Annotated in this window: 17 protein-coding genes and 1 tRNA gene; 9 read left to right on the forward strand and 9 right to left on the reverse strand. The window is 65.4% G+C overall.

Translation table 11 applies throughout. The annotated features are described in order from the left end of the window. Positions 1-962, forward strand: a 962-nt coding sequence (locus RT697_RS20205; protein ID WP_409517470.1) for a sterol desaturase family protein, incomplete at its 5' end; no start/stop codon positions are given. 128 nt (positions 963-1,090) lie between these two features. Here the strand turns inward: RT697_RS20205 and RT697_RS20210 are convergent. From RT697_RS20210 to RT697_RS20240, 7 genes are all read right to left on the reverse strand, one after another. Further along, the gene (locus RT697_RS20210; RefSeq protein ID WP_313701321.1) at positions 1,091-2,014 is read right to left on the reverse strand and encodes a hypothetical protein; all 924 of its coding nucleotides are present in this window, start codon (positions 2,012-2,014) and stop codon (positions 1,091-1,093) included. A gap of 1 nt (position 2,015) precedes the next feature. Next, positions 2,016-3,932 (reverse strand): hypothetical protein, encoded by a 1,917-nt coding sequence (locus tag RT697_RS20215; protein ID WP_313701323.1) that lies wholly within the window; start codon positions 3,930-3,932, stop codon positions 2,016-2,018. Beyond that, positions 3,925-4,767 (reverse strand): hypothetical protein, encoded by an 843-nt coding sequence (locus RT697_RS20220; RefSeq protein WP_313701324.1) that lies wholly within the window; start codon positions 4,765-4,767, stop codon positions 3,925-3,927. Before RT697_RS20220 ends, RT697_RS20215 begins: the two co-directional genes overlap by 8 nt. Beyond that, a complete protein-coding gene (locus RT697_RS20225) occupies positions 4,767-5,345 on the reverse strand; it encodes a DUF4123 domain-containing protein (RefSeq protein WP_313701326.1) in 579 nt (192 codons plus the stop codon). The genes RT697_RS20220 and RT697_RS20225 overlap by 1 nt, the downstream gene beginning before the upstream one ends. Positions 5,346-5,347: 2 nt before the next feature. Continuing rightward, on the reverse strand, positions 5,348-7,396 hold the full coding sequence (locus RT697_RS20230) for a type VI secretion system tip protein TssI/VgrG (protein ID WP_313701328.1): 2,049 nt from the start codon (positions 7,394-7,396) through the stop codon (positions 5,348-5,350). Between the two features lie 267 nt (positions 7,397-7,663). Continuing rightward, positions 7,664-8,170: an acyl-CoA thioesterase gene (locus RT697_RS20235; protein ID WP_056319320.1), complete on the reverse strand. Its 507-nt coding sequence runs from the start codon at positions 8,168-8,170 to the stop codon at positions 7,664-7,666. 77 nt (positions 8,171-8,247) lie between these two features. Continuing rightward, positions 8,248-9,795 (reverse strand): DUF1254 domain-containing protein, encoded by a 1,548-nt coding sequence (locus tag RT697_RS20240; protein WP_313701329.1) that lies wholly within the window; start codon positions 9,793-9,795, stop codon positions 8,248-8,250. 288 nt (positions 9,796-10,083) lie between these two features. Between RT697_RS20240 and fdnG the strand changes: the two genes are divergently transcribed. The 7 genes from fdnG to RT697_RS20275 all read left to right on the forward strand — a co-directional run bounded on the left by fdnG (position 10,084) and on the right by RT697_RS20275 (position 19,263). Next, positions 10,084-13,152, forward strand: a complete 3,069-nt coding sequence (gene fdnG, locus RT697_RS20245; protein ID WP_313701330.1) for a formate dehydrogenase-N subunit alpha — start codon at positions 10,084-10,086, stop codon at positions 13,150-13,152. 10 nt (positions 13,153-13,162) lie between these two features. Next, a complete protein-coding gene (gene fdxH / locus RT697_RS20250; protein WP_313701331.1) occupies positions 13,163-14,062 on the forward strand; it encodes a formate dehydrogenase subunit beta in 900 nt (299 codons plus the stop codon). Next, positions 14,055-14,687 carry a formate dehydrogenase subunit gamma gene (locus RT697_RS20255; RefSeq protein ID WP_313701333.1) on the forward strand — a complete coding sequence of 211 codons (633 nt, stop codon included), beginning with the start codon at positions 14,055-14,057 and terminating at the stop codon, positions 14,685-14,687. The genes fdxH and RT697_RS20255 overlap by 8 nt, the downstream gene beginning before the upstream one ends. A 77-nt stretch (positions 14,688-14,764) precedes the next feature. Continuing rightward, positions 14,765-15,697 carry a formate dehydrogenase accessory protein FdhE gene (gene fdhE / locus RT697_RS20260; RefSeq protein ID WP_313701335.1) on the forward strand — a complete coding sequence of 311 codons (933 nt, stop codon included), beginning with the start codon at positions 14,765-14,767 and terminating at the stop codon, positions 15,695-15,697. Between the two features lie 24 nt (positions 15,698-15,721). Further along, positions 15,722-17,152, forward strand: a complete 1,431-nt coding sequence (selA, locus tag RT697_RS20265) for an L-seryl-tRNA(Sec) selenium transferase (protein ID WP_313701337.1) — start codon at positions 15,722-15,724, stop codon at positions 17,150-17,152. Then, a complete protein-coding gene (selB, locus tag RT697_RS20270; RefSeq protein ID WP_313701339.1) occupies positions 17,149-19,158 on the forward strand; it encodes a selenocysteine-specific translation elongation factor in 2,010 nt (669 codons plus the stop codon). Before selA ends, selB begins: the two co-directional genes overlap by 4 nt. Positions 19,159-19,170: 12 nt before the next feature. After that, positions 19,171-19,263 (forward strand) — tRNA-Sec (locus tag RT697_RS20275). Between the two features lie 347 nt (positions 19,264-19,610). Here RT697_RS20275 and RT697_RS20280 read toward each other — a convergent pair. Then, positions 19,611-20,213, reverse strand: a complete 603-nt coding sequence (locus RT697_RS20280) for a TlpA disulfide reductase family protein (RefSeq protein ID WP_313701340.1) — start codon at positions 20,211-20,213, stop codon at positions 19,611-19,613. 111 nt (positions 20,214-20,324) lie between these two features. Between RT697_RS20280 and selD the strand changes: the two genes are divergently transcribed. Continuing rightward, positions 20,325-21,386: a selenide, water dikinase SelD gene (gene selD, locus RT697_RS20285; RefSeq protein WP_313701342.1), complete on the forward strand. Its 1,062-nt coding sequence runs from the start codon at positions 20,325-20,327 to the stop codon at positions 21,384-21,386. Positions 21,387-21,495: 109 nt separating this feature from the next. Here selD and RT697_RS20290 read toward each other — a convergent pair whose 3' ends face one another. Next, complete coding sequence (locus RT697_RS20290) at positions 21,496-22,413, reverse strand: LysR substrate-binding domain-containing protein (RefSeq protein ID WP_313701344.1); 918 nt, start codon at positions 22,411-22,413, stop codon at positions 21,496-21,498. Between the last annotated feature and the right edge of the window lie 66 nt (positions 22,414-22,479).

The raw sequence follows: 22,479 nt of genomic DNA on the forward strand, positions 1-22,479 counted from the left end.
TCGAGACGGCGATTCAGCCCGCGCTGTTCCACCTGGGCCTGAGCAACTTCATCGAGGACGCCTACGACGCCACCATGTGGCTGCTGGTGGGGCTGATCCAGATCGCGGTGCTGGTGCTGGTCCTGGGACCCATGCAGCGCCTGCGTCCCGTGGAACCGATGACCGACCGCCGTCAGATCGGCATCGACGTGCTCTACACGCTGATCCACCGCCTGGGCGCGTTCCGGCTTCTGCTGTTCTTCACCATCGATCCGTTCTGGGACAGCATCTTCGGCCAGCTGCACGTGTGGGGCTTTGCGCCGTTCCAGCTGGATCAGTATTGGCCGGGCGTGACGGACAAGGCATGGGTCAGCCTCATCATCTACCTGCTACTGTTCGATGCGGTGGACTACTTCTACCATCGCGCGCAGCACCGTTTCGGCTGGCTGTGGGCGCTGCATGCCGTGCATCACAGCCAGCGCCAGATGACCATCTGGAGCGACGACCGCAATCATCTGCTGGACGACATGCTGCGCGACGTGCTGGTCGTGTTCGTGTCGCAGCTGGTGGGCGTGCCGCCCGCGCAGTTCGTCATGGTGGTGGCCATCACCCAACTGGCGCAGAGCTTCTCGCACGCCAATCTGCGCATGCACTTCGGCGCGCTGGGCGAGCGCCTCCTGGTCAGCCCGCGCTTTCATCGCCATCACCATTCCATCGCCTACGACGCGTCGTCGCCGGGGCCGGTGGGCGGCTACAACTTCGCCGCCCTGTTTCCGATCTGGGACGTGCTGTTTCGCACTGCGCGGTTTGGTGTGGGCTACGGTCCCACCGGCATCCATGACCAGCAGGCCGAACTGGGCGGACGCGACTACGGGCGCGGTTTCTGGTCGCAGCAGTGGCTGGGCATCAAGCGCATGATCGGCCGCGACCGTGAACCGGCCGCCGCGCCGCCGGCCCCGCCGGCTGGCGTTGAGCGGGCGTGAAGTCGCGACCGGCAGACCTGTCACACCCTTCTGCATCGACGACTGCTGCTTGAAGGCCTTCGGCACGCGACTCCGCATTTCCGAAGCGCATCGCCGAGGATCAACGCGTCGTCAACGTAGCGGCACGGTCAAAGCCCCGCGGGCAACACCGCCGGATCACGGCGGCGCACGGTGTCCAGAAAGCGCTCCAGCAGCTCGTCGCGTTGGCCAAGCGAGGCCAGGAACGCCGGCGTGCAGGTGATTTGCGCGTAGGGCGTTTGCATCAGCGGATGGTCGATGTGCGCGGGATTGGGCAAGCCAAGCAGATCACGCAAGCGTAGGACGGCATGGATTTCGGTAGGGTGTACGGCCAGCAGCGGTGTGCAGAACTCGAACTCTTTGGCGTAGGTTTCGTGCTCGCGATAGGTGATGGCGATGCGGTCCACGTGGACGTCGCAGGCGGAGAGGAGTGCGGGCAGGAACTTGTCGAGGTCGGGTTCACGCCATTGGGATACCAATGGGGCCCAGGCCGGATCGCGAGGCAGGGCGTGCTTGTCCAGGTCCAGGGGTTGGCCTAGCCAATTGCTGATGATGGTCAGGCCGAAGCCGGCGTAGCGTAGGGTCGTGCCGATAGGCAAATCATGACCGCTGCGCACGCCATACCCGCCTTCAAGGCCGGCGATTGTGGTCAGGTAAAGGCTTTTTGCGACTTCCGGGTGGCCCAATGCGATGGTGCCGAACATCAGGTCGGCAAGGCCATCAAGATCGTCCACAGCGACACGCCCCGTCCCCCTTAATTCTTCAATATTGATTCCTCTGCCAATTGCCCTTCTCGCGAAGCCATATGCCATTCGCTGTGTCGCGCAGGAAGGCTGTCCGCGTTTAGCATCCAACAGGCTCTGGGCCGAATCATTCGTCCCCTCGGTGTATAGGGTGATAGCAGCTAAACCTGCCGCACCCGAGCCAGACAGGTACTCATTCATCCATCCATTTTGCGGCCAGTTGTCTTTCGCCCAAGCTTCAACTTTAGGCAAAACTTTATCCAGTCTCGACTTTGTTTTCTTGAGTTCCATGTCATGTCCTAGGCCAATCGTTGAGCTGAATGCCAGACCCCCGGCCCACTCCCTTTCCTACCAATGTGTTGATGTTCCCTCCACTGTCGAGAAACACCTGAGCGTGAATGTATTGGATACTCCGCGAGTGTTGTGCCTTTGCAATGACGTCCAGTTTCTCAAGCGCGGCAGAGTCTGCCTTCAGCATGTTCTCAAGCTTCCAGTACGGCCCACGTTTCTGAGCCAACTTCACCACTCGCTCAGTGTTGTACTCCCCACCGAGCCCCTGCGTATTTGCATAAAACTTCGGTGTCTCGGTTTTCCCCAGTGTCGCCTTAACCTCCACCACAATCAGCGTCTCCTCTGTGAACGTCAGTGTTTTGTATTCGGAAGGACCGCGTAGCCCTTCGATGTGATCCCGCGCCTCGGCCTTCGGCACGCGAATCTGCATTTCCGGTGGCGGCGGCACCCGGACCAGCATGTCGAGTCCGTGGCCGCTCCTGTTTTTCAGGCCAAACTTGCTGGGGCCATCATTCTTCAGGTTGTAGCCCAGGATGTTCTCCGGCTTTACGCCCCAGTGGCGCACCATCCCCGCCGCGAAGATCTCCTCGCCCGCATCGCCCACCACGTTTCGAAGACCTCTACCTTTACGCGCGGTATCGATCATCACCGCACGCAGTGCGACCCGCTCTCGAACGCGATTGACGATGATGGAAAAATCACCCGAGCCCGTCTTCGCATCAATGTTCAACCTGGACTTATTGGTATCCGGTGAATAGGTTTCGACTACCCGCATGCTGCCCCCGCCCGGGACACGCTCGCGAGTGTCGACGACCGTTTCCAGCACCGTCGCCTCGCCATGCTTATGCTGGCCCAGCCGCCTGAGCTTTTCCTCGCTCAGCATCTTGGTGTCTACCTTCACCGCCTTGTTGCCGACCTGGCGCATCATCCAGCGGGCGGATCCGAAGACGGACGGTGTGAGCATCGCCAGGTTGATGCTCATGAAGACCTGCTTGCCGCGCTCTTCGGCGGTTTTGGGATCGGACAGCGCGGCAAGCGATTCGAAGAATTTCTCGCCGATGCTCAATCCTTCGCCGGTGATCATCCGGCTTGTGCCATCCGCCATCGCATCCAGTGCCAGCGCGCGGTCAACGGCCACGAAGAGATAGCGCAAGCCTGCCGCGGCCCCGCGCACGCCCAGCGCGACCTGGCCGGCGACGGGGACAAATGCCAGCAAAGCCGTGGCGACTTCGAAGAGCCCCTTGATGGCCTCCCAGATGTGGACCTTCGCCTTGGCGCGCTCAAAGCCGTCGGCCAGATCCTTGACCGCCCGGTCAACGGGATACAGGCCCTTGGGGATGTCCCACGTGAACGGCATGCTGTGAGCGATCTGGCCATCGTCGTCGATGTACTCGCTGCGGTCGGCCGCTAGCCAGGTGACGGTGGTGAACGTCAGGTAGTAGAGCTTGCCGCCAGCGAACACGAAGTTGCGCTGGACCTGAAACCCGAGACCGTCGCCTGTGCGCCGGCCGAATTCGTCGAGCACGGCTGGCGGCAGCACGTCATCTGCGATTTCATCGTCCACGCAGATGATTTCGCATTCCTGTACCGACAGGAACGCGCTGAGTTCCGCCAGGCGCGCGTCGCCGTATGCCGCGCCGAATTCGTGCAGCACCCGGAGCAGGAAGGTATCGCGGTAGTTGCGTTCCTTGTTCCGGATCCATGGGTTGTCCATGAACCACTGGTACGTTGCGGCGGTTCCCTGCGAAGGGATGCCCAGATACAGGTCTGCATTGCGCGGACCGCCATCTGGGTTCAAGGAAAAGATCGGGCCCGGCATGGGACATTCGGTGCAGATCTTCTGGGGAGCAGGCAAGGTTCCGTCTGCCGCATCCTGCGCCAGCTTGTTGTAGCTTGCCGCCACGGCGTCGTTACTCAATGACCTTCTCCATCAGGGCTTCACGGTGCGCGAGCAAAAATCCTTTCAAGTGATGCTGATAGTCATGTGGCTGGCTGGCGGCATCGAGCGTCTGCACGAGGCGGACGAGGAACAGGTTGGTGGAGAACGACTGACCGTAGATCAATCCGAGCAGAAGGCTTCCATGGAAGTTCTGCAGTTGGAGCCGGTCGAGGTCCCGGATGGCGTCGCTGGGCTTGGGTAGCGGTATGCCCTGTGCCTCGTACGCGACCTGGATGTGTCCTGGGAGCTTTTCCCGGCGGATGGTAGGCAGTCCATTACCGAGGCGAAAGCCCGTTTCGAAACGTTCGAACAGCGGCAGAATCTGGTGGGGCTGGCAACCGCGGATATGCGCCATCCGCTCGAAGACAAGCCAGGTGTGTCCTGGCGTGAACCGTTCGGGGGGAATGCTCAGCGATTGCTCGGCTACGTCGATCAGCTCGGGCAACACTGCCTCCAGCGCCCGGCGCGTATCGAGCACGGCGTCCATGGCCAACGCAATACGGGCGCCTGGCTCCATGCCCGGCGCGTCCAGGTACTGGTCGATTTTCCCCAGGAAAAACGGATCCTGATCCCACAAGGGGCCGAGCAGCAAGCCGGTAAGAATATGAAAGCTGTAATAGCCGCCTTCGCCAAATCCGCTCTCGATGGCCTGCCGCCCCGCGGCTTGAACATAGGGCTCGACCAGTGCCTGCGGCGCAGGCAATCGAGGCAGTACCGCTGCCAGGGCGCCGCGGATGTACTGAACCAGTTGGCGGTCGGTCTCGCGAGTTGCCGCCAGCTCAAGTTGTTTTCTATTGAGGGTGAGCAAGGCCATTACGTCTGCCCCGATTCAAGCGGCGCGTCTGTCCAGAGCAGATATCCGTCGCGGCCCGGATGGTCCCAACCCTGCTCGAAGATCGGCGCGACTTGCCGCGATAGGGCAATGCGCGGCGCGTGAAGATGGAAAGCCTCGACGCCCCTGTGGCCAAACAGCCTAGTCAGGACCTCGGGCGCGTCGGCGATGGAGTCGATGTAGAGACGTAGCGCCGCGGGATCACCCAAGCGCAGGTAGTAGCGGCTGTCGCCATCCTGGAATTTGGTGAACCGGCGCAGGCGCGATGCGACGGCATCGATGTCATCGCGAGCGAGCAGGACGGTCAGCGCAAATGTGCCGATCGTGCTGCCCAGCCAGTGGCCGAAGGCTGACTCGGCATGAGCCTGAAACAGGCACGGCGCATGTTGCTCCAGCGCGTTTTGCGCATCCAGCTTCCACAAGAGCCGGTAGGGCTGATCGTGAAACTCCAGCCGGGCGCGTAGCTCAGGATGCGCCGACATCTCCGCAAGAAAGAGGACGTGGGCGCCGCGCGACGACGCATCGATGCCCCGGTCCGCAAGCCACTGGTGCAGGCTCATCCTCAAGCTCCCGTGTCCGACGGGCACTCCTCAATCAAGGGGGAGCCCTCGCGGATGGCAGTCTCCAGCGCCTTCACCTGATTGGCGCCCGGCGTCTGCACCCGCACCTTCCCTTTGAGCAGGATGTTGGGGGAATTCAGGCTGATGCCGCTGTTATCAAGAATGACCGTGCCTGCCGGCCCGCGAATCAGGATGCGGTCCGTGCCCTGCAATACGTAATCGCGCGTCAACGTGCGCTGGGACGTTTTAGCCTCGATGGATTGGACGCCCTCTATCACCAGAGCGTCGTTCTCGCCGATCGTGACCCGGCGGCTGGAAGCGATGTCTTCGCGCTGCGAATTGCCGACTTTGCGGATCTCGTTGCGGTCCACGGTACTGAACGCATCCTGGCGCACATGTGCGTTGAGGTCGCGGCCCGCGCTGTACGTGTCGTCCTGGCCGATGCTGGTGTTGCGGTCACGGCCGATCGCATTGGTTTGATCGCGACCCACTGATCGTGTTTCGTCGTGATTGACATTGATGTTCTGGTCCTTCTGCGCATGGACGTAGATCTCTTCCTGGTCCTTTTCGTCCTCGAAGCGCAGCTCGTTGAAGCCCTCGCCTTTGTGCGTCTTGCTCTTGATGGTCATCCGCGTCTTGTGGCGCGGTAGCTCGTAGGGTGGCAGTTGCAGGCGGTTGTAGACCCGGCCGGTGATCACGGGCTGGTCAGGGTCTCCGTCGAAGTAGGAAACGATGACCTCCTGGCCGACGCGCGGAATGGCCATGTGGCCCCAGGTCGCGCCGGCGATGTTCTGCGAGACGCGGATCCAGCAGGAGCTGTACTCGTCCTGCTGCCCTCGGCGGTCCCAGGGAAACTGAACCTTTACCCGTCCGTACTCGTCCGTGTAAACCTCTTCGTTGGGCGGACCGACCACCACGGCGTTCTGCGGTCCTTCGATGCGGGGCCTGGGTAGCGGTTCGGCGCGCCATTCGGTGTCGTCGGGAACCAGCTCGGCCTCGTAGTGGTAATGCGTACCCGACTGTGCGTCGGCGCTCTCCTCAGCCTGGCTCGCGTGCTGCGTGCCGCGATGAACGATGCGGACCGGGCGCCATCCGCGGTTCATGTCTTCGCGGGGATGCCCCGCCAGCGTGAAGGAGATGCCGGGCTGCAGGCGAGGATCGTCACCTTCGACCAGAGCCATGCGCGCATCACGCCGATGGCCGCGCAGGCGGTTCTCGGCGAAGGGCATGCCGGCTTCGTCGAATTTTGCGCGAGCGGGATAGTCGTAGCGCTCGTAACGGCGGCCTTGATGGTTCAGATCATGCCCGTCGCGGGTGTGCTCGTGGCTGTAGCGCGGATGGTGGAAGGTGTAGTCGCGCTGCGTCTGGCGCGCGGTGCGCACGCTCTCGGTGTAGGCAAAGCGGCGCAGTGCGGGCTGCGGCTGGTCGCCGCCGGGCGTGGGGTTGTACTGCACCGGCTCGTCACCCACGCGGCCGTGAATGAACAGACGATCGCTGTGGACCAGCTGATGGCCCTGGGCGCTATGGCGAAAGGAATAGAAGAATCCTTCCTCGCGCATGATGCGTTCGACGAAGTGGTAGTCGGTGTCGCCGGCCTGCACGCAGTATTCGCGCCGTTGATGCGCGGTCGTGTTGCGCTGCTCGTAGTCGAGGGTGAGGCCGTGCGCCTTGAGCACCGTCTCGGCGATCTGCGGAACCGTAAGGGATTGGAAGATGCGCCAATCGGAACTGAGTTTGAGCCTTGCCAGGCGTGGCTCGACGGTTGCGGAGTAGCGCGAGCGGCGAAAGCCTGTGTCGCGTTGGACGAAAGACGAGGCGGCGCCGTGCACGTAGCGCACGGGCTGGTCGCCGTGCCAGATCGTGAGCAGCGCGGCGCGGTCCAGAACGTTGCCGAAGTCGATGGCGGCATTGGCGCTGGCCAGCTCCACGTCCAGCAGGAAAGTCTCGGACAGACCTTCATGCAACGTGAATTCGACAACGTCGAAGGATTCGTCGCCGATGGCAAAGGTGAACCGGATATCTGATTGGCTAGGAATGGCGTGCTCCCGCAACGACAGACCTTTCCACCACCGGTGAATACACAGTCTGCGGCGCCATTACGGCACACGCAACGGACCTTGAATATCAGATGAGTCTTATCTTCATGGGAAATCGATCAAGACTTGGAATCGCGCAAAAGAACAGCGCTGTATGACTTAACGAGCAGGTTTGCCCAAGTGCGTGCTGAACACCATCAGGGTGCCCACAAATGCAAAACCCCCGCGGCTGGATATCCAGCGGGCGGGGGTGAATAGGGCGCTTGCGCCCCAACGCGATGATCAGGCGCCCGGCGTGTCGTGCGTGGTTTCGCGCTTGATCTCGCCGTGGCGGCGTTCCATTTCCTGGCGCAGTTCGCGGCGCAGGCCGGCGGCCTTGAAGCGCTGCTTTTCCTCGTGCGTGCGGGGCTCCAGCGGCGGCACGGCGGTCGGCGCGCCCTTGTCGTCCACCGCCACCATCGTGAAATAGCAGCTGTTGGTGTGACGCACCAGCTTCTTGCGGATGTCCTCGGTCACGACCTTGATGCCGATTTCCATCGACGTGCGGCCCGTGTAGTTAACGGCTGCCAGGAACGTCACCAGCTCGCCGACGTGGATCGGTTCGCGGAACACCACCTGGTCGACGGACAGCGTCACGACGTATTGGCCGGCGTACCGGCTGGCACAGGCGTACGCCACCTGGTCCAGATATTTGAGGATGGTTCCGCCGTGTACGTTTCCTGAGAAATTCGCCATGTCTGGCGTCATCAGGATGGTCATCGACAATTGGTGGCTAAAGGCGTCGTCCATGGCGGGCGGCTCATTCATGAATAAAACGCCAATGGTAGCGGCTGGCGGCTGACATCGCGCCGTATTTCTGGGGGCGGTCAGGGTTTCTTGGCAGGTGGCGCGGCGGGGACGGCAGCAGTTGTCGGGACTTCCGTCTGTGCCGCGGTTTCCGGCTCAACTGCCGAATTGCTGGTCTCGGCAACCTCAGCCTCCGGCACCTCCCGCCGCATCGCAGGCGGCGTCCACAAGCCATCCCGCACCGCCGGCCCCGGCAGGTACACCCGCAGCAGCATCCCCACCGGCCCGGCCGCCGGAATCGGCAGCCAGTTCGACTGCTCGTCCGGCGCAGGCGCCGTGTTGCTGAAGACCAGGTCCAGCGAGCCGTCCGCGTTGTAGCGCAGCGGATCGCGGCTGCCGAGCGCGAGTCGGTTCACGGGGTTGGGCACGGGCATGCCCTGGCCGTCATAAGCGGTCAGCGACCAGAACGCGCCCGCGTCCGGCAACTGGCCGCTGTCGAGATGCAGCGTATACCGGTGCGCGCCGTCCAGCAGCGCGCCGTCGCTATCCGTGGCCAGCACCAGCACCGTCAAATCTTCGGGCAATCCGCTGCCCGGCTGCGCCTGCGCGGCCAGCGCGCGGCGCAGCCAGTCGTTGCCATATACGCCGATGCTGCCCGTCTCCTGCAGCCAGCCATCCGTGGCGCGCAACGAATGGCCGGCGGCCGCCGCCATGCGGTCGCGCGCGGCGCGCACGCCTCGGCGCATGCCCTGCTTGGCGGAATGATCGAGCTTGTCGAAGTCGAACGGCCGGCCGGGCGCCAGCCCCACGCGGCGCAACAGCGCCAGCACGGGCTGGTCCGTTGCATGCGGCGGATGCTTGCGCAGCAGCTCCGCGGCGTAGGTGAAGAACGCGTCGGTGGGCATCGAGTCCACCTGTTCGCTCACGGGGATTTTCAGATCGAGGGACGGATCCGGCTTCATCCGAGGCGTCTGCGCGGGCAGGTTCCATTGCGCCAGCGGCGTCACGCCAAAGCCGTCCTGCAACGTGTTCACCGCCGCCTGGTCGGCGGGGCCGTGCGTCTCGATCATGCCCTTCGCCCAGACGTGGACGGTGGGGGCGTCGATGCGCGCCATGCCCGAGGGCAGCGTGCCGCTCCAGCCCGGCGGCACGATCACCGTGTTGCTCTTGGCGGTGCCCGTGGTGCGCTTGCCCAGCGTCGCGAAGACGTCGGTCCACATGTCCAGCAGCGTCAGCGTGTAGAGCCGTCCCGCCGTGTCGGGAACGGACAGCACGACGGGGCCGTCCGTCAGGTCCAGCCACGCGCTGCTGCGCAGCATGTCGACGTTCGCCCACGGCGTGGCGTTGCCTGCGCGGGGCAGGGTGCGCCCGTGCTGGAACGTGTTGGCCGGCGCCCCATCGGCGCCCCGGGACGGATGCGTGAACTGCCGGCGGGTCAGGTCCATCGCGACCAGCGGATAGAAATACAGATAGCCTTCCATGGCCGCCTGCTGGGCCGCCTCGGTGGCGGCGGCGGCGGGCGACAGCGCGGCGGGCGCCGCGTGGACGGACGCCTGGGGCATCAGGACGAAGGGCGAGAAAGCCAGCGACAGGGCAAGGACTCGGGCCACGGGGGCAAGGCGGCGCATTGGCGCTCCAAGGGCATGCACAAATAAAAGGGGCGGGTCGCGACCGGCGCGGACGTTCTGCCGGATCCACGATGCCGCGGGCCATCGTAACAGCGCTGCACTGCCGCAAAATCTGCGAAAAAAGCGCATTTTGCCGTCAAATTCGGACGAGGGCGGGAGCGCCATGCGTCACCGGGCATGACGCGCGGCATGTCCAAGGCCTATACTTCCCCACATTCCCTTGGAAGTCGTAGGGCTATTTGTCCCTGAGATATCCGCTTCCTTCATTCACCAGGAGAGGAGTGCTTCATGGTCAACATGAATCGCCGCCAGTTCTTCAAGGTGACCGGTGCGACGCTGGCGGGCTCCAGCCTGGCCATGCTGGGGGTTGCCCCCGGCACGGCCATGGCCGAGGTGCGCCAGTTCAAGCTTGCGCGCATGACCGAAACGCGCAACACCTGTCCCTACTGTTCGGTCGCCTGCGGTTTGCTGATGTATGGCTTGGGCGATGGCTCGAAGAACGCCCGCGCCAGCATCATGCATATCGAAGGCGACCCCGACCACCCCGTCAACCGCGGCACCCTCTGTCCGAAGGGCGCGGCCCTGATCGACTTCATCCACAGCCCCAACCGTCTGAAGTTCCCGGAATACCGGGCGCCCGGTTCGGACAAATGGGTTCGGATGTCGTGGGACGACGCCCTGACGCGCATCACCAAGCTCATGAAGGAAGACCGCGACGCGAACTTCGTCGAGAAGACCGCGGACGGCAAGACGGTGAACCGGTGGCTGACCACCGGCATGCTGGCCGCCTCGGCAAGCAGCAACGAGGTCGGTTACATCACGCACAAGACAGTGCGCAGCATGGGGATGCTGGCGTTCGACAATCAAGCCCGTGTCTGACATGGCCCGACGGTGGCAGGTCTTGCCCCGACGTTTGGCCGTGGAGCGATGACGAACCATTGGGTCGACATCAAGAACGCGGACATAGTTTTGATCATGGGCGGCAATGCCGCCGAGGCCCACCCTTGCGGGTTCAAATGGGTCACTGAAGCCAAGGCCCACAACAAGGCCAAGTTGATCGTCGTGGATCCGCGCTTTACGCGTTCGGCGTCCGTGGCGGACTTCTACGCGCCCATACGCACCGGCACCGACATCATCTTCCTGGGTGGCGTCATCAAGTACCTGTTGGATCACGACAAGATCCAGCACGAGTACGTGCGCAACTACACCGACTTTTCGTTCATCGTGCGCGAGGACTTCGCGTTCGACGCAGGGCTTTACTCGGGCTACAACGCCGAAAAGCGCACCTACGACAAACAAAGCTGGGACTACGAGCGCGGCGAGGACGGCTACGTCAAGACCGATCCCACGCTTCAGCATCCGCGCTCGGTGTATCAGCTGCTCAAGAAGCATTACTCGCGCTATACGCCTGAAATGGTCGAACGCGTCTGTGGCACGCCCAAGGACAAGTTCCTGACGGTGTGCGACATGCTTGCGTCCACGGCCACCACCAACCGCGCCGCGACCATCCTGTATGCGCTGGGCTGGACGCAGCATTCCATCGGTTCGCAGATCATCCGCACGGGCGCGATGGTGCAGCTGCTGCTGGGCAACATCGGCATCGCCGGCGGCGGCATGAACGCACTGCGCGGGCACTCGAACATCCAGGGCCTGACCGATCTAGGCCTGATGTCGAACCTGCTTCCGGGCTACATGACGCTGCCCAACGAGCCCGAGCAGGACTACGCCAAGTACATCGACTCGCGCACGCTCAAGCCGTTGCGACCCAACCAGCTCAGCTACTGGCAGAACTATCACAAGTTCCACGTCAGCCTGATGAAGGCCTGGTGGGGCGGCGCGGCCACGGCCGACAACAACTGGGCGTTCGATTACCTGCCCAAGCTGGACAAGCTCTACGACATGCTGCAAGTCTACGAGCTGATGGTCCAGGGCAAGATGAACGGCTACATCGCGCAGGGCTTCAACCCGCTGGCCGCGGCGCCCAACAAGGCCAAGCTGAACGACGGCTTTGCCAAGCTCAAGTTCCTGGTCATCATGGATCCGCTGGTCACGGAAACGTCCGAGTTCTGGCGCAACGCCGGCGAAGCCAACGACGTGGATCCGTCCAAGATCCAGACCGAGGTCTTCCGTCTGCCCACGACCTGTTTTGCCGAGGAAGACGGTGCGCTGGTCAACTCCGGCCGCTGGCTGCAATGGCACTGGAAGGGCGCCGAACCCCCGGGCGAAGCCAAGAGCGACATCGAGATCATGGCGCTCATCTACACGCGCCTGCGCAAGATGTACCAGGACGAAGGCGGCAAGTATCCCGACCCCATCGTCAACCTGTCGTGGCCCTATTCCAACCCGCAGAATCCCACGGCCGAGGAACTGGCCAAGGAATACACGGGCCGCGCGGTGGTGGATCTGGCCGACCCCAAGGATCCGACGAAGATCATGCGCCGCGCCGGCGAGCAGCTTGCCGGCTTTGCCGAACTGCGCGACGACGGCTCCACCGCCAGCGGCTGCTGGATCTTTGCGGGCGCGTGGGGCCCCGGCGGCAACCTCATGGCGCGCCGCGACAACAGCGACCCCACGGGCATCGGCCAGACGCTGAACTGGGCCTGGGCCTGGCCGGCCAACCGCCGCATCCTGTACAACCGCGCATCGTGCGACCTGGAAGGCAAGCCGTTCGATCCACGCCGCAGCCTGGTGTCGTGGAACGGCCGCGCCTGGGTGGGCGCCGACATCCCCGACTTCAAGGGCGACGAGAACCCCGCGGGCGGCATGGGGCCGTTCATCATGAACCCCGAAGGCGTGGCGCGTTTCTTCGCGCGGGCGGGCCTGGCCGAAGGGCCGTTCCCGGAACACTACGAGCCCTTCGAAAACCCGCTGGGCTACAACCCGTTGCACCCCAAGGCCAAGGGCGTCACCAGCAACCCGGCCGCGCGGATCTTCAAGGATGACCTTGCGGCGATGGGCACGGTGGAGAACTTCCCGTATGTCGCCACCACCTATCGCCTGACGGAACACTTCCACTACTGGACCAAGAACGTCCGCATCAACGCGATTCTCCAGCCCGAGCAGTTCGTCGAGATCGGCGAGGCGCTGGCCAAGGAGCTGGGCATTCCCAACGGTTCACGCGTGAAGGTGTCGTCCAACCGCGGCTACATCAAGGCCGTGGCGCTGGTCACCAAGCGCATCCGTCCTCTCACCATCGAGGGCAAGACGGTGCACCAGGTCGGAATTCCCATCCACTGGGGCTTCGTGGGCATCGCCAGGCCGGGGTTCCTCACCAACACCCTGACGCCATTCGTGGGCGACGGCAATTCCCAGACACCGGAATTCAAGTCGTTCCTGGTGAAGGTCGAAAAGGTATAGGAGAACCGACATGTCAATGCAATCCCTGGACATCAAGCGGCGCTCCGCCACCACCACGCCGCCGCCGGGCATCCGTGAACCCGTCACGGGTTCGGTGGCCAAGCTGATCGACGTCTCCAAGTGCATCGGCTGCAAGGCTTGCCAGAGCGCCTGCATGGAGTGGAACGACCTGCGCGACGAGATCGGCGTCAACGTGGGCGTCTACGACAACCCGGCCGACCTCACCGAGCATTCCTGGACCGTCATGCGCTTCTCGGAATTCGAGAACCCCGCCGGCGACCTGGAATGGCTGATCCGCAAGGACGGCTGCATGCACTGCGAAGACCCGGGCTGCCTGAAGGCCTGTCCCTCGCCGGGCGCCATCATCCAGTACAACAACGGCATCGTGGATTTCCACGAAGAAAACTGCATCGGTTGCGGCTATTGCATCACCGGCTGTCCGTTCAACATTCCGCGCATTTCCAAGAAGGACAACAAGGCCTACAAGTGCACGCTGTGTTCCGACCGCGTCGCGGTCGGCATGGAGCCCGCGTGCGTCAAGGCCTGTCCCACCGGCGCCATCGTCTTCGGCACCAAGGACGACATGCACCAGCATGCCGCCGAGCGTGTCGAGGACCTGAAGTCGCGCGGCTTCGAGCAGGCCGGCGTGTATGACCCGGCCGGCGTGGGCGGCACGCACGTCATGTACGTGCTGCATCACGCCGACCAGCCGGGGCTGTACCACGGGCTGCCCGCCGACCCGAAGATCAGTCCGATGGTGTCGTTGTGGAAGGGCCTGGCCAAGCCGCTGGGCCTGGCCGCGATGGCGTTCACCGCGCTGGCGGGCTTTTTCCACTACGCGCGCGTGGGCCGCAACGAAGTGACCGAGGAAGACGAACGCAGGGCCGAAGAGGAGGTGCGCCATGAGTGAAGAACACCACTATCGCCGCATCAAGCGCTACACGCCGGGCGAGCGCACCAACCACTGGATCATCGCGCTCACGTTCATCCTGCTCGCGCTGTCCGGGCTGGCGCTGTTTCATCCGTCCATGTATTGGCTGTCCAACCTGTTCGGGGGCGGACCCTGGACGCGCATCCTGCATCCGTTCATCGGGGTGGTGATGTTCGTCTGCTTCGCCGTGTTTGCCGGGCACATGTGGCGTCACAACCTTATGACGCGCGCGGATCGCCAGTGGCTCCGGCAGCTCAACGACGTGGTCGAGAACCGCGAGGAAAAGCTGCCCGAGGTCGGCAAGTACAACGCCGGCCAGAAGCTGCTGTTCTACGTGCTGATCCTGTGCATGCTGGGGCTGATGGTCAGCGGCATCGTGATCTGGCGCGAATATTTCGCGTTCTACTTCCCGATCGAAGTGATCCGCGCCGCGTCGGTGCTGCATGCGGTTTGTGCGCTGGTGCTGATTTGCGCGATCATTGTGCATATTTACGCGGCGATCTGGGTGAAAGGGTCGCTCACGGCAATGCTGCGCGGCTATGTCACTGCCGGCTGGGCGTGGAAGCACCACCGCGCCTGGTTCCGGGAGCAGGTGAAGAAGTAATCCCCGGCATGTCCTGATCGACGGCTGCTATCCTCTTCGCAGGCTGGCAGCCGTATTTGTTTCTCTGGAGACGAGAATTGCAGCGAATTCTTCCGCGCGGCGAGATCGAAGCGCTAGACCATAACGCCATTCCCCGCATCACCCTGCCGGAACGGAAATCCGTCTTCGCGGCGCGGGCGGCGCGCCTGCGCCATCTGGCCGACGGCAATCCGGTGGGCGATTACCTGCAGCTGATGGCGCATCTGGTCGATGCCCAGCATCGCGCGCTGCAGGACTGCACGGCGCCGCCCGCCAGCGAAGACCGCATTTCGCTCGCGCAGGCGCACGGCATGCCGCCGCTGCAGGCCATTGGCTGGCCGCGCGATGCGCTGTGGCGCCGCATCCTGGGCCAGTTGCTGGACGACGTGTCGCGCGCTCCGGGCGTTCCCGCCGAAGCCCTCGACGTCTGCGCCGCGTTGCGTCGCGCGCTGGCCGACGATCCCGAATCGCTTGAAGACCTGGCGCAGGCCGTGCTGTCCGAGCAGGACGAAGGCGTGGACAGCGCCGCCGCGCCCTTCGTCATGGCGGCTTTGCAGGTTTACTGGACGGACCTGGCCAACCGCTTCGATCCCAAGCAACTGCCCGTCGCCAGCCCGTTCGGCGTGTGCCCGGTGTGCGGCAGCCTGCCGGTCGCCAGCATCGTGCGCGTCGGTGGCCAGTACGAAGGCTATCGCTATCTGTGCTGCAGCCTGTGCGCCACGCAATGGCACATGGTGCGGGTCAAGTGCTCGCACTGCGAGGACGTGGAAAAGGTCGCGTACCAGTCCATCGAGGGCCGCACGCCCGCGATCAAGGCCGAAACCTGTGACAACTGCCACACGTACCGCAAGATCTTCTACCAGGACAAGGACCTGTACGTGGAGCCGGTGGCCGACGATCTGGCCAGCCTGATGCTCGACGTGCTGGTCGGCGAGGCCGGTTATTCGCGGTCCAGCGGCAATCCGCTGCTGTGGCATGGCGCCGAGGACTAGCGGCGCTCAATGACGGAGTCTCGCATGGCAGATCACCCGTCCGGCGCCGGCCTTGCCGCCGCGTCCGACATCCCTTCGCTGGACCGCCTGCTGAATGCCGACGCGTTGCAGCCGGCGCTGGAAACCCACGGCCGCACGCAGGTGGTGGCGGCCCTGCGCCGCGACCTGGACGCGCTGCGCAAGCGCGCGCTGGACGGCGGCGTGCCGCGCCACGAACTTGACGCGGCCGCGGTGGCGGCGCGCACGTCAGCCGCGCTGGACGAGGCCGCGCGGCCCCGCCTGCGCGCGGTCTACAACCTGACCGGCACCGTGCTGCACACCAACCTGGGCCGCGCGCTGCTGCCCGACGAAGCGGTGGCCTCGGTGCTGCGCGCGTTGACCACGCCCGCCAACCTGGAGTTCGACCTGGACACCGGCGGCCGCGGCGATCGCGACGACCTTATCGACGACCTGCTGTGCGAGCTGACGGGCGCCGAGGCCGCCACGGTAGTCAACAACAATGCCGCGGCCGTGCTGCTGATGCTCAACGCCCTGGCGGACCGCCGCGAAGTCGTGGTGTCGCGCGGCGAACTGGTCGAGATCGGCGGCGCGTTCCGCATCCCCGACATCATGAAGCGCGCGGGCGCCAAGCTCGTCGAAGTCGGCACCACCAACCGCACGCACGCGGCCGACTACGAGAACGCCATCGGCCCGCGCACCGCGATGCTGATGAAGGTGCATTGCAGCAATTACGCGGTGACCGGTTTCACCAAAAGCGTGAGCGTTGCCGAGGTGGCGGCGCTGGCCCATGCGAGCGGTCTGCCGGCCACGGTGGATCTGGGTAGCGGCACGCTGGTGGACCTGACGCAATTCGGTTTGCCGAAAGAAGACACCGTGCGCGAGACCATCGCCGCGGGCGCCGACCTGGTCACGTTCAGCGGCGACAAGCTGCTGGGCGGGCCGCAGGCGGGCCTGTTGGTGGGCCGCGCCGACCTGATCCGCAAGATCAAGAAGAATCCGCTCAAGCGCGCGCTGCGCGTCAGCAAGCTGACGCTGGCCGCGCTGGAACCGGTGCTGCACCTGTACCGCGCGCCGGAGTTCCTGGCCCAGCGGCTGACGACGCTGCGCCTGTTGACCCGTCCGCTGCGCGATATCCAGCCGCAGGCCGAACGCCTGCGTGGCGCGCTGGCGCATGCGGCGGGGCCAGGCTATGCGGTGGAAGCGGTGCCGATGTTCAGCCAGATCGGCAGTGGCGCGTTGCCGATCGACCAGCTACCCAGTTACGGATTGGCCGTGCGCCATGCGGGAACCGGCCGCCCCGGGCGGCATCTGGACAGGCTTGAGACACTGTTGCGCAAGCTGCCGCTGCCCGTCATCGGCCGCATTGCGGACGACGCGTTGTGGCTGGACCTGCGCTGTCTGGAAGCCCGCGACGAGGCGGCGTTTGCGGCGCAACTGGCGGAACCGCTGGCATGATCGTCGGCACCGCGGGGCATATCGACCACGGCAAGACGACGCTCGTGCGCGCGCTGACGGGCGTCGATACGGACCGCCTGAAGGAAGAGAAGGCGCGCGGCATTTCCATCGAACTGGGCTACGCCTACACGCCGCTCGCGAACGGCGACGTGCTGGGTTTCATCGACGTGCCGGGGCACGAGAAGCTGGTGCACACGATGGCGGCCGGGGCCAGCGGGATCGACTTCGGGCTGCTGGTGGTGGCGGCGGACGACGGCGTCATGCCGCAGACGCGAGAGCATCTGGCCATCCTGTCGATGCTGGGCGTGGCGCGCGGCGCGGTGGCGCTGACCAAGACGGATCGCGCGGACGCGGCGCAACTGGAAACGGTGCGCGGCGAGATCGCGGCGTTGACGGAAGGGACGTTCCTGCAAGGCGCGCCGGTGTTCGGCACGAGTGCGACGCAGATGGCTCAGGTGAGCCAGACGTCCCAGGCGGCCCGCGCCGGAGAACCTGCCGAGGCAGCGCAAGCCGGCGATCCAGGCGTGGCGGCGCTGAAAGACTATTTGCACGCGCAAGCCCAGGCTCTGTCGCGGCGCGAAGCCACGGGTCTTTTCCGGCTGGCGGTGGATCGCGTATTCACCTTGTCCGGCCACGGCACGGTCGTCACCGGCACGGCGCACGCCGGCCAGGTCCGCGCGGACGACGACGCGACCGATCTGCGCTTGATGCCGGCCAATACACGCGTTCGCGTGCGCGGCATCCACGCGCAGAACCAGCCCAGCGAGACCGGTTCGGCCGGCCAGCGGTGCGCGCTGAACCTGGCGGGCATCGACAAGAACGCCATCGCGCGCGGCGACTGGATCGCGGACGCGCGCTGCTTCCTGCCCTCGAAGCACGTGGACGTGGCGCTGACGCTGCTGCCGTCCGCGGATGCGCCGGTGCGGGCCTGGGCGCCACTGCACGTGCATATCGGCGCGGCGCGCCACGTGGCGCATGCGGTACCGATCAGCGGCGAATCGCTGGCGCCGGGCCAGTCGGGATGGGTGCAACTGGTGTTCGACGAGCCGGTCTGCGCGATGCCGGGCGACCGCTTTATCGTGCGCAACGCGCAGGCGACACGCACGGTGGGCGGCGGTCGGGTGTTGGATCCGAATGCGCCGGACCGCAAGCGCCGGTCGGCGTCGCGGCTGGCGGGCCTGCAGGCGCTGACCGACATGCTGGATGGCGGTGGCCTGCAACCGGTCCTGGCGCACGCGCCGCAGGGGCTGGACGAGGCGGCGTTGCAGCGGCTGACGGGCACGCCCGTGAGCGAGATCGCGGCGCCCGAGGGCGCGCAGTGGATCGAGCCGCGCAATGCGCAGGGGCCGCGCACGCTGATCCTGTCGGCGCAATGGGCGGCGTTGCGCGAGCGGGCCGAAGCCGCGCTGGCGTCGTTCCACCAAAGCGCGCCCGACGAACCCGGTCCGGACAGCGCGCGGCTGCGGCGCATGGCGTTCCCAGCGATGCCCGACACGCTGTGGACGTCGTTGCTGGACGAACTGCAACGCGACGGCCGCATCGCGCGCAATGGCCCGTGGCTGCATCTGCCGACGCATACGGCGACGCTGGGACAGACCGAAGCCGAGTTGGCGGCGCGCCTGTTGCCGCTGCTGGACGCGGGCGCGTTCGATCCGCCGTGGGTGCGGGACCTGGCGAAGCTGCAGGCGCAGCCCGAGGACGCCGTCCGCCAACTGCTGCGCAAGCTGCTGCGGCGCGGGGAAGTGGCGCAGGTGGTGAAGGATCTGTTCTATCACCGCGATCAGGTGGGCAAACTGGCGGCGCTGGCGGCTGACTTGGCGGCGCAGCCGCGGGGCTTGAACGCCGCGGTGTTCCGGGACGCGACGGGCCTGGGCCGCAAGCGGGCGATCCAGATCCTGGAGTTCTTCGATCGCATCGGCTATACGCGGCGCGTGCGGGATACGCATGTGCTGCGCGGCGAAAGCGCCTACGCGGCGATGCAGCCGCCCGCCGAGCCGGTATCATAGGCGGTCCGCCACGGAAGGCATTCGTGCCCGGCGGCACGGCCGGGCTTCAAACCCGGTTGGGGGCGTCAGACGTTCCCAGGTAGGTTCGACTCCTGCTGCCTTCCGCCGGTTTGTGTTCTTCTGCCGCCCGCGGCGTCGCGGGGTTCGCGCTGCGGGCCTCCGATGGCGGTCCGGAGCCTTCGCTCCGGACTTCCCCGTGCTCATCCTCGTCCGCCTTCGGCTCCCTTCGGATTCCGCCGGGCACCATCTAAACGGCCCGCAACACGAACCCCGCGCCACCACGGGCTCTTTCAGTGGCTGTTCGGGCGGTCGTCGGGACGGTCGTCGGGTGAACGCCGGACCAAGTGCCGGCATGCCCCCGGTGCAGGTGTCTGACACCCCTACGAGATGTCCGTCGCAGTACGGTGCCGCGCCCGGGTGTCTGACACCGGGGATGATGCACAGGTATCCCCTCAACTGCGCAGCATGCGCGTCACCACCCCGCCGATCTCGTGCGACTTCCAGTCCAGCTCGCCCAGATGCCAAAACCGGATCGCGCCGACGCGGTCGACGAGGTAGTTGGCAGGCAGCGCGGCGGCATCCCACTTCTTCGACGCGGCGCTGTTGCGGTCGTGCAGGACCGTGCCGTTGATAGGGGTCTTTTTCAAGAAGGCCGAGATCTTGGCAGGCGCCTCGCCGGCGTTGACGGCGACAAGGCGCAGGCCTTCTTCGCGATGCCGCTTGGCCATGGTGGACAGGATGGGGAGTTCGTCGCGGCACGGTTCGCACCACGTGGCCCAGAAGCTGACGATGACGACGCTGCCGCGCCAGGCGGAAAGCTTTTGCTCGCGTCCGCCGAGGTCGGGCAAGACGAGCGGCGGGGTGGGGCCGGTCCACGCGACCCAGTCGGGGCCGGTGGCGGCTTTCAATGCGGCGGCGTTGTTGGCCGCCCCATTCGCGGCGTTACCGGCTGCGCCACTTGTAGCGTTAGTCGTGGCGTTATTCGCAGCGCCGGCCCACGCGGGCAGCGCCGCGAGCGACAGGCCGGTTTGCAGGAGGCGGCGGCGGCTGATCAAGGCGAACTCCTGCAAGCGAGCGTTGAATGGCGAGGGCCTGGCTGCGTTCGATCATAGGGCCATTCACATGGCCGGTGCTATCCTTTTTCCGACTGACTCACGGAGACTGAGATGACCCAGGATGTTGCGTCCACAAACGCGCCGCGCTTGACTTCGCTATCGCATGGCGGCGGCTGCGGCTGCAAGATTGCGCCGGGTGTGCTGTCGGCGCTGCTGGCGCGGTTTGGCCCCGCCGCCAGCTATCCCAACCTGCTGGTGGGCACGGAAACCGCGGACGATGCGGCGGTGTACCGGCTGAACGGCGAGCAGGCACTCATCGCCACGACCGACTTCTTCATGCCCATCGTGGACGATCCCTTCGACTTCGGCCGCATCGCCGCGACCAACGCGCTGTCCGATGTCTACGCCATGGGCGGCACGCCGATCATGGCGCTGGCGATCGTCGGCATGCCGATCAACGTGCTGCCGCACAGCGTGATCGCCGAGATCCTGAAAGGCGGCGAATCGGTCTGTGCCGACGCGGGCATCCCGGTGGCGGGCGGTCACAGCATTGATTCGGTTGAACCCATCTATGGCTTGGCCGCGATGGGGCTGGTGCATCCGAACCGCATCAAGCGCAACGCGGACGCGCGCGCCGGCGACGTGCTGATCCTGGGCAAGGGCCTGGGTGTGGGCATCCTGTCGGCGGCGCTGAAAAAGAACCTGCTGGACGTGGACGGTTATCGCGTGATGATCGACACGACGACGCGCCTGAATCGTCCCGGTCCCGCGCTGGCGGCGCTGGACGGCGTGCATGCAATCACCGACGTGACGGGCTTTGGCCTGTTGGGCCATGCGCTGGAGATGGCGCGCGGCGCGAAGCTCACGGCCCGCGTGCGGCTGGATGCGTTGCCCTGGCTGCCGGGCGTGCAGGGGTTTGCGGCGGACGGCGTGATCACGGGCGCGTCCGGCCGGAACTGGACCTCGTACGGCGAATCGGTGCGTCTGGGCGCAGGGGTGTCAGACACCCAGCGGGCATTGCTGACGGATCCGCAAACCTCGGGCGGCCTGCTGGTGGCGTGCGCACCGGAAGCCGCCGATGCCGTGCTCGCGATCTTCCACGGGCAGGGCTTCGGCCAGGCTGCCGTGATCGGCGAGATGGCTGACGGTCCGGCGCAGGTCGTGGTGGACTAACCGGACAAGCGAACTAGCAAACAAGCGGACACCCGGGCAAGCGGATAACCGGACAGCACGACATGCGGACAGCTGGACATCCGCGCGTCCGCGGCGCCGGCGTATCCGCTCAACCCGTCAAATCCCGAGCCGTCGCCGCTGCCTGATCCACCAGCCACTGCGTGACGACCTCGGCATCCGGCGTGCTGCGCCGCGCGTTGCGCACCAGCCAGTAGGCGTGGTCGGTGGCGCTGGCCGCCGGGCTGCCGACGAGCGCCAGCCGCCGGTCCGCCAGCATCGGCGCGATCAGCGCCAGCCGCCCCAGCGCGATGCCGTGGCCGGCCAGCGCGGCATGCACGATCTGGTCGTACTGATTGAAGCGCAGCATGCCTTTCGCCCGCACGCGGCCCAGACCGCGCGCATTCAGCCATTCCGACCATTGCAGCCAGGGCCGTGTGGGATCGTCGAATTCCAGCAGCACGTGGCGCTGCAACTCGCGCGCATCCAGTTCGCGCGCCTTGAGCGACGGGTGCGCCACCGGCACCACGGATTCGCCGAAGAGCCACACGGCGCCGTCGGAGACCGCGTTGCGCTCGCTGTAGCGGATGGCGATGTCGACGGCTTCGCGGTCGATGTCGATCAGCCGGTTGTCGGCGGCCACGCGCACATCGATGTCCGGATGCGCCGCCTGGAAATCGCCCAGCCGGGGCAGCAGCCACAGCGAGGCCACGCCGATGGTGGTGGTGACGGTGACGGGCGTGCGCCGCTCGGGGGCGCGCAGTTGTTCAGTCAGGTCGCCGAGCTGGCTGAGCCACACGTCGGCCATCCGGAAAAGTTGCGCGCCTTCAGCCGTGAACGTCACGCTGCGAAACCCGCGCACCAGGAGCGGCACCCCCAAATGCGCCTCCAGCGCGCGGATCTGGCGGCTGACGGCGGACTGTGTGACATGCAGGTCCTGCGCGGCGAGCGTGATGCTCATGCGGCGGCCGACGGCGACAAAGCCGCGGACAAGATCAAGCGGAGGCAGTTTCGCAAGCGGATATGGCATTCGTGAAACTCATGCGTGTCGGACGGAAAAGTCGCTTGAGCAATAGTACGCCGCGGGCGTCCAATA

Origin of the sequence: Achromobacter sp., assembly GCF_032113835.1 — a bacterium.
GTDB lineage: Bacteria > Pseudomonadota > Gammaproteobacteria > Burkholderiales > Burkholderiaceae_B > Achromobacter.

Excerpts from the sequence above, each read along its gene's own strand:
- RT697_RS20210 (WP_313701321.1), bottom strand. The coding sequence starts at position 2,014 with ATGGAACTCAAGAAAACAAAGTCGAGACTGGATAAAGTTTTGCCTAAA.
- RT697_RS20220 (WP_313701324.1), bottom strand. The coding sequence starts at position 4,767 with ATGGCCTTGCTCACCCTCAATAGAAAACAACTTGAGCTGGCGGCAACT.
- RT697_RS20225 (WP_313701326.1), bottom strand. The coding sequence starts at position 5,345 with ATGAGCCTGCACCAGTGGCTTGCGGACCGGGGCATCGATGCGTCGTCG.
- RT697_RS20235 (WP_056319320.1), bottom strand. The coding sequence starts at position 8,170 with ATGGACGACGCCTTTAGCCACCAATTGTCGATGACCATCCTGATGACG.
- RT697_RS20240 (WP_313701329.1), bottom strand. The coding sequence starts at position 9,795 with ATGCGCCGCCTTGCCCCCGTGGCCCGAGTCCTTGCCCTGTCGCTGGCT.
- fdxH (WP_313701331.1), top strand. The coding sequence starts at position 13,163 with ATGTCAATGCAATCCCTGGACATCAAGCGGCGCTCCGCCACCACCACG.
- RT697_RS20255 (WP_313701333.1), top strand. The coding sequence starts at position 14,055 with ATGAGTGAAGAACACCACTATCGCCGCATCAAGCGCTACACGCCGGGC.
- selA (WP_313701337.1), top strand. The coding sequence starts at position 15,722 with ATGGCAGATCACCCGTCCGGCGCCGGCCTTGCCGCCGCGTCCGACATC.
- selB (WP_313701339.1), top strand. The coding sequence starts at position 17,149 with ATGATCGTCGGCACCGCGGGGCATATCGACCACGGCAAGACGACGCTC.
- selD (WP_313701342.1), top strand. The coding sequence starts at position 20,325 with ATGACCCAGGATGTTGCGTCCACAAACGCGCCGCGCTTGACTTCGCTA.
- RT697_RS20290 (WP_313701344.1), bottom strand. The coding sequence starts at position 22,413 with ATGCCATATCCGCTTGCGAAACTGCCTCCGCTTGATCTTGTCCGCGGC.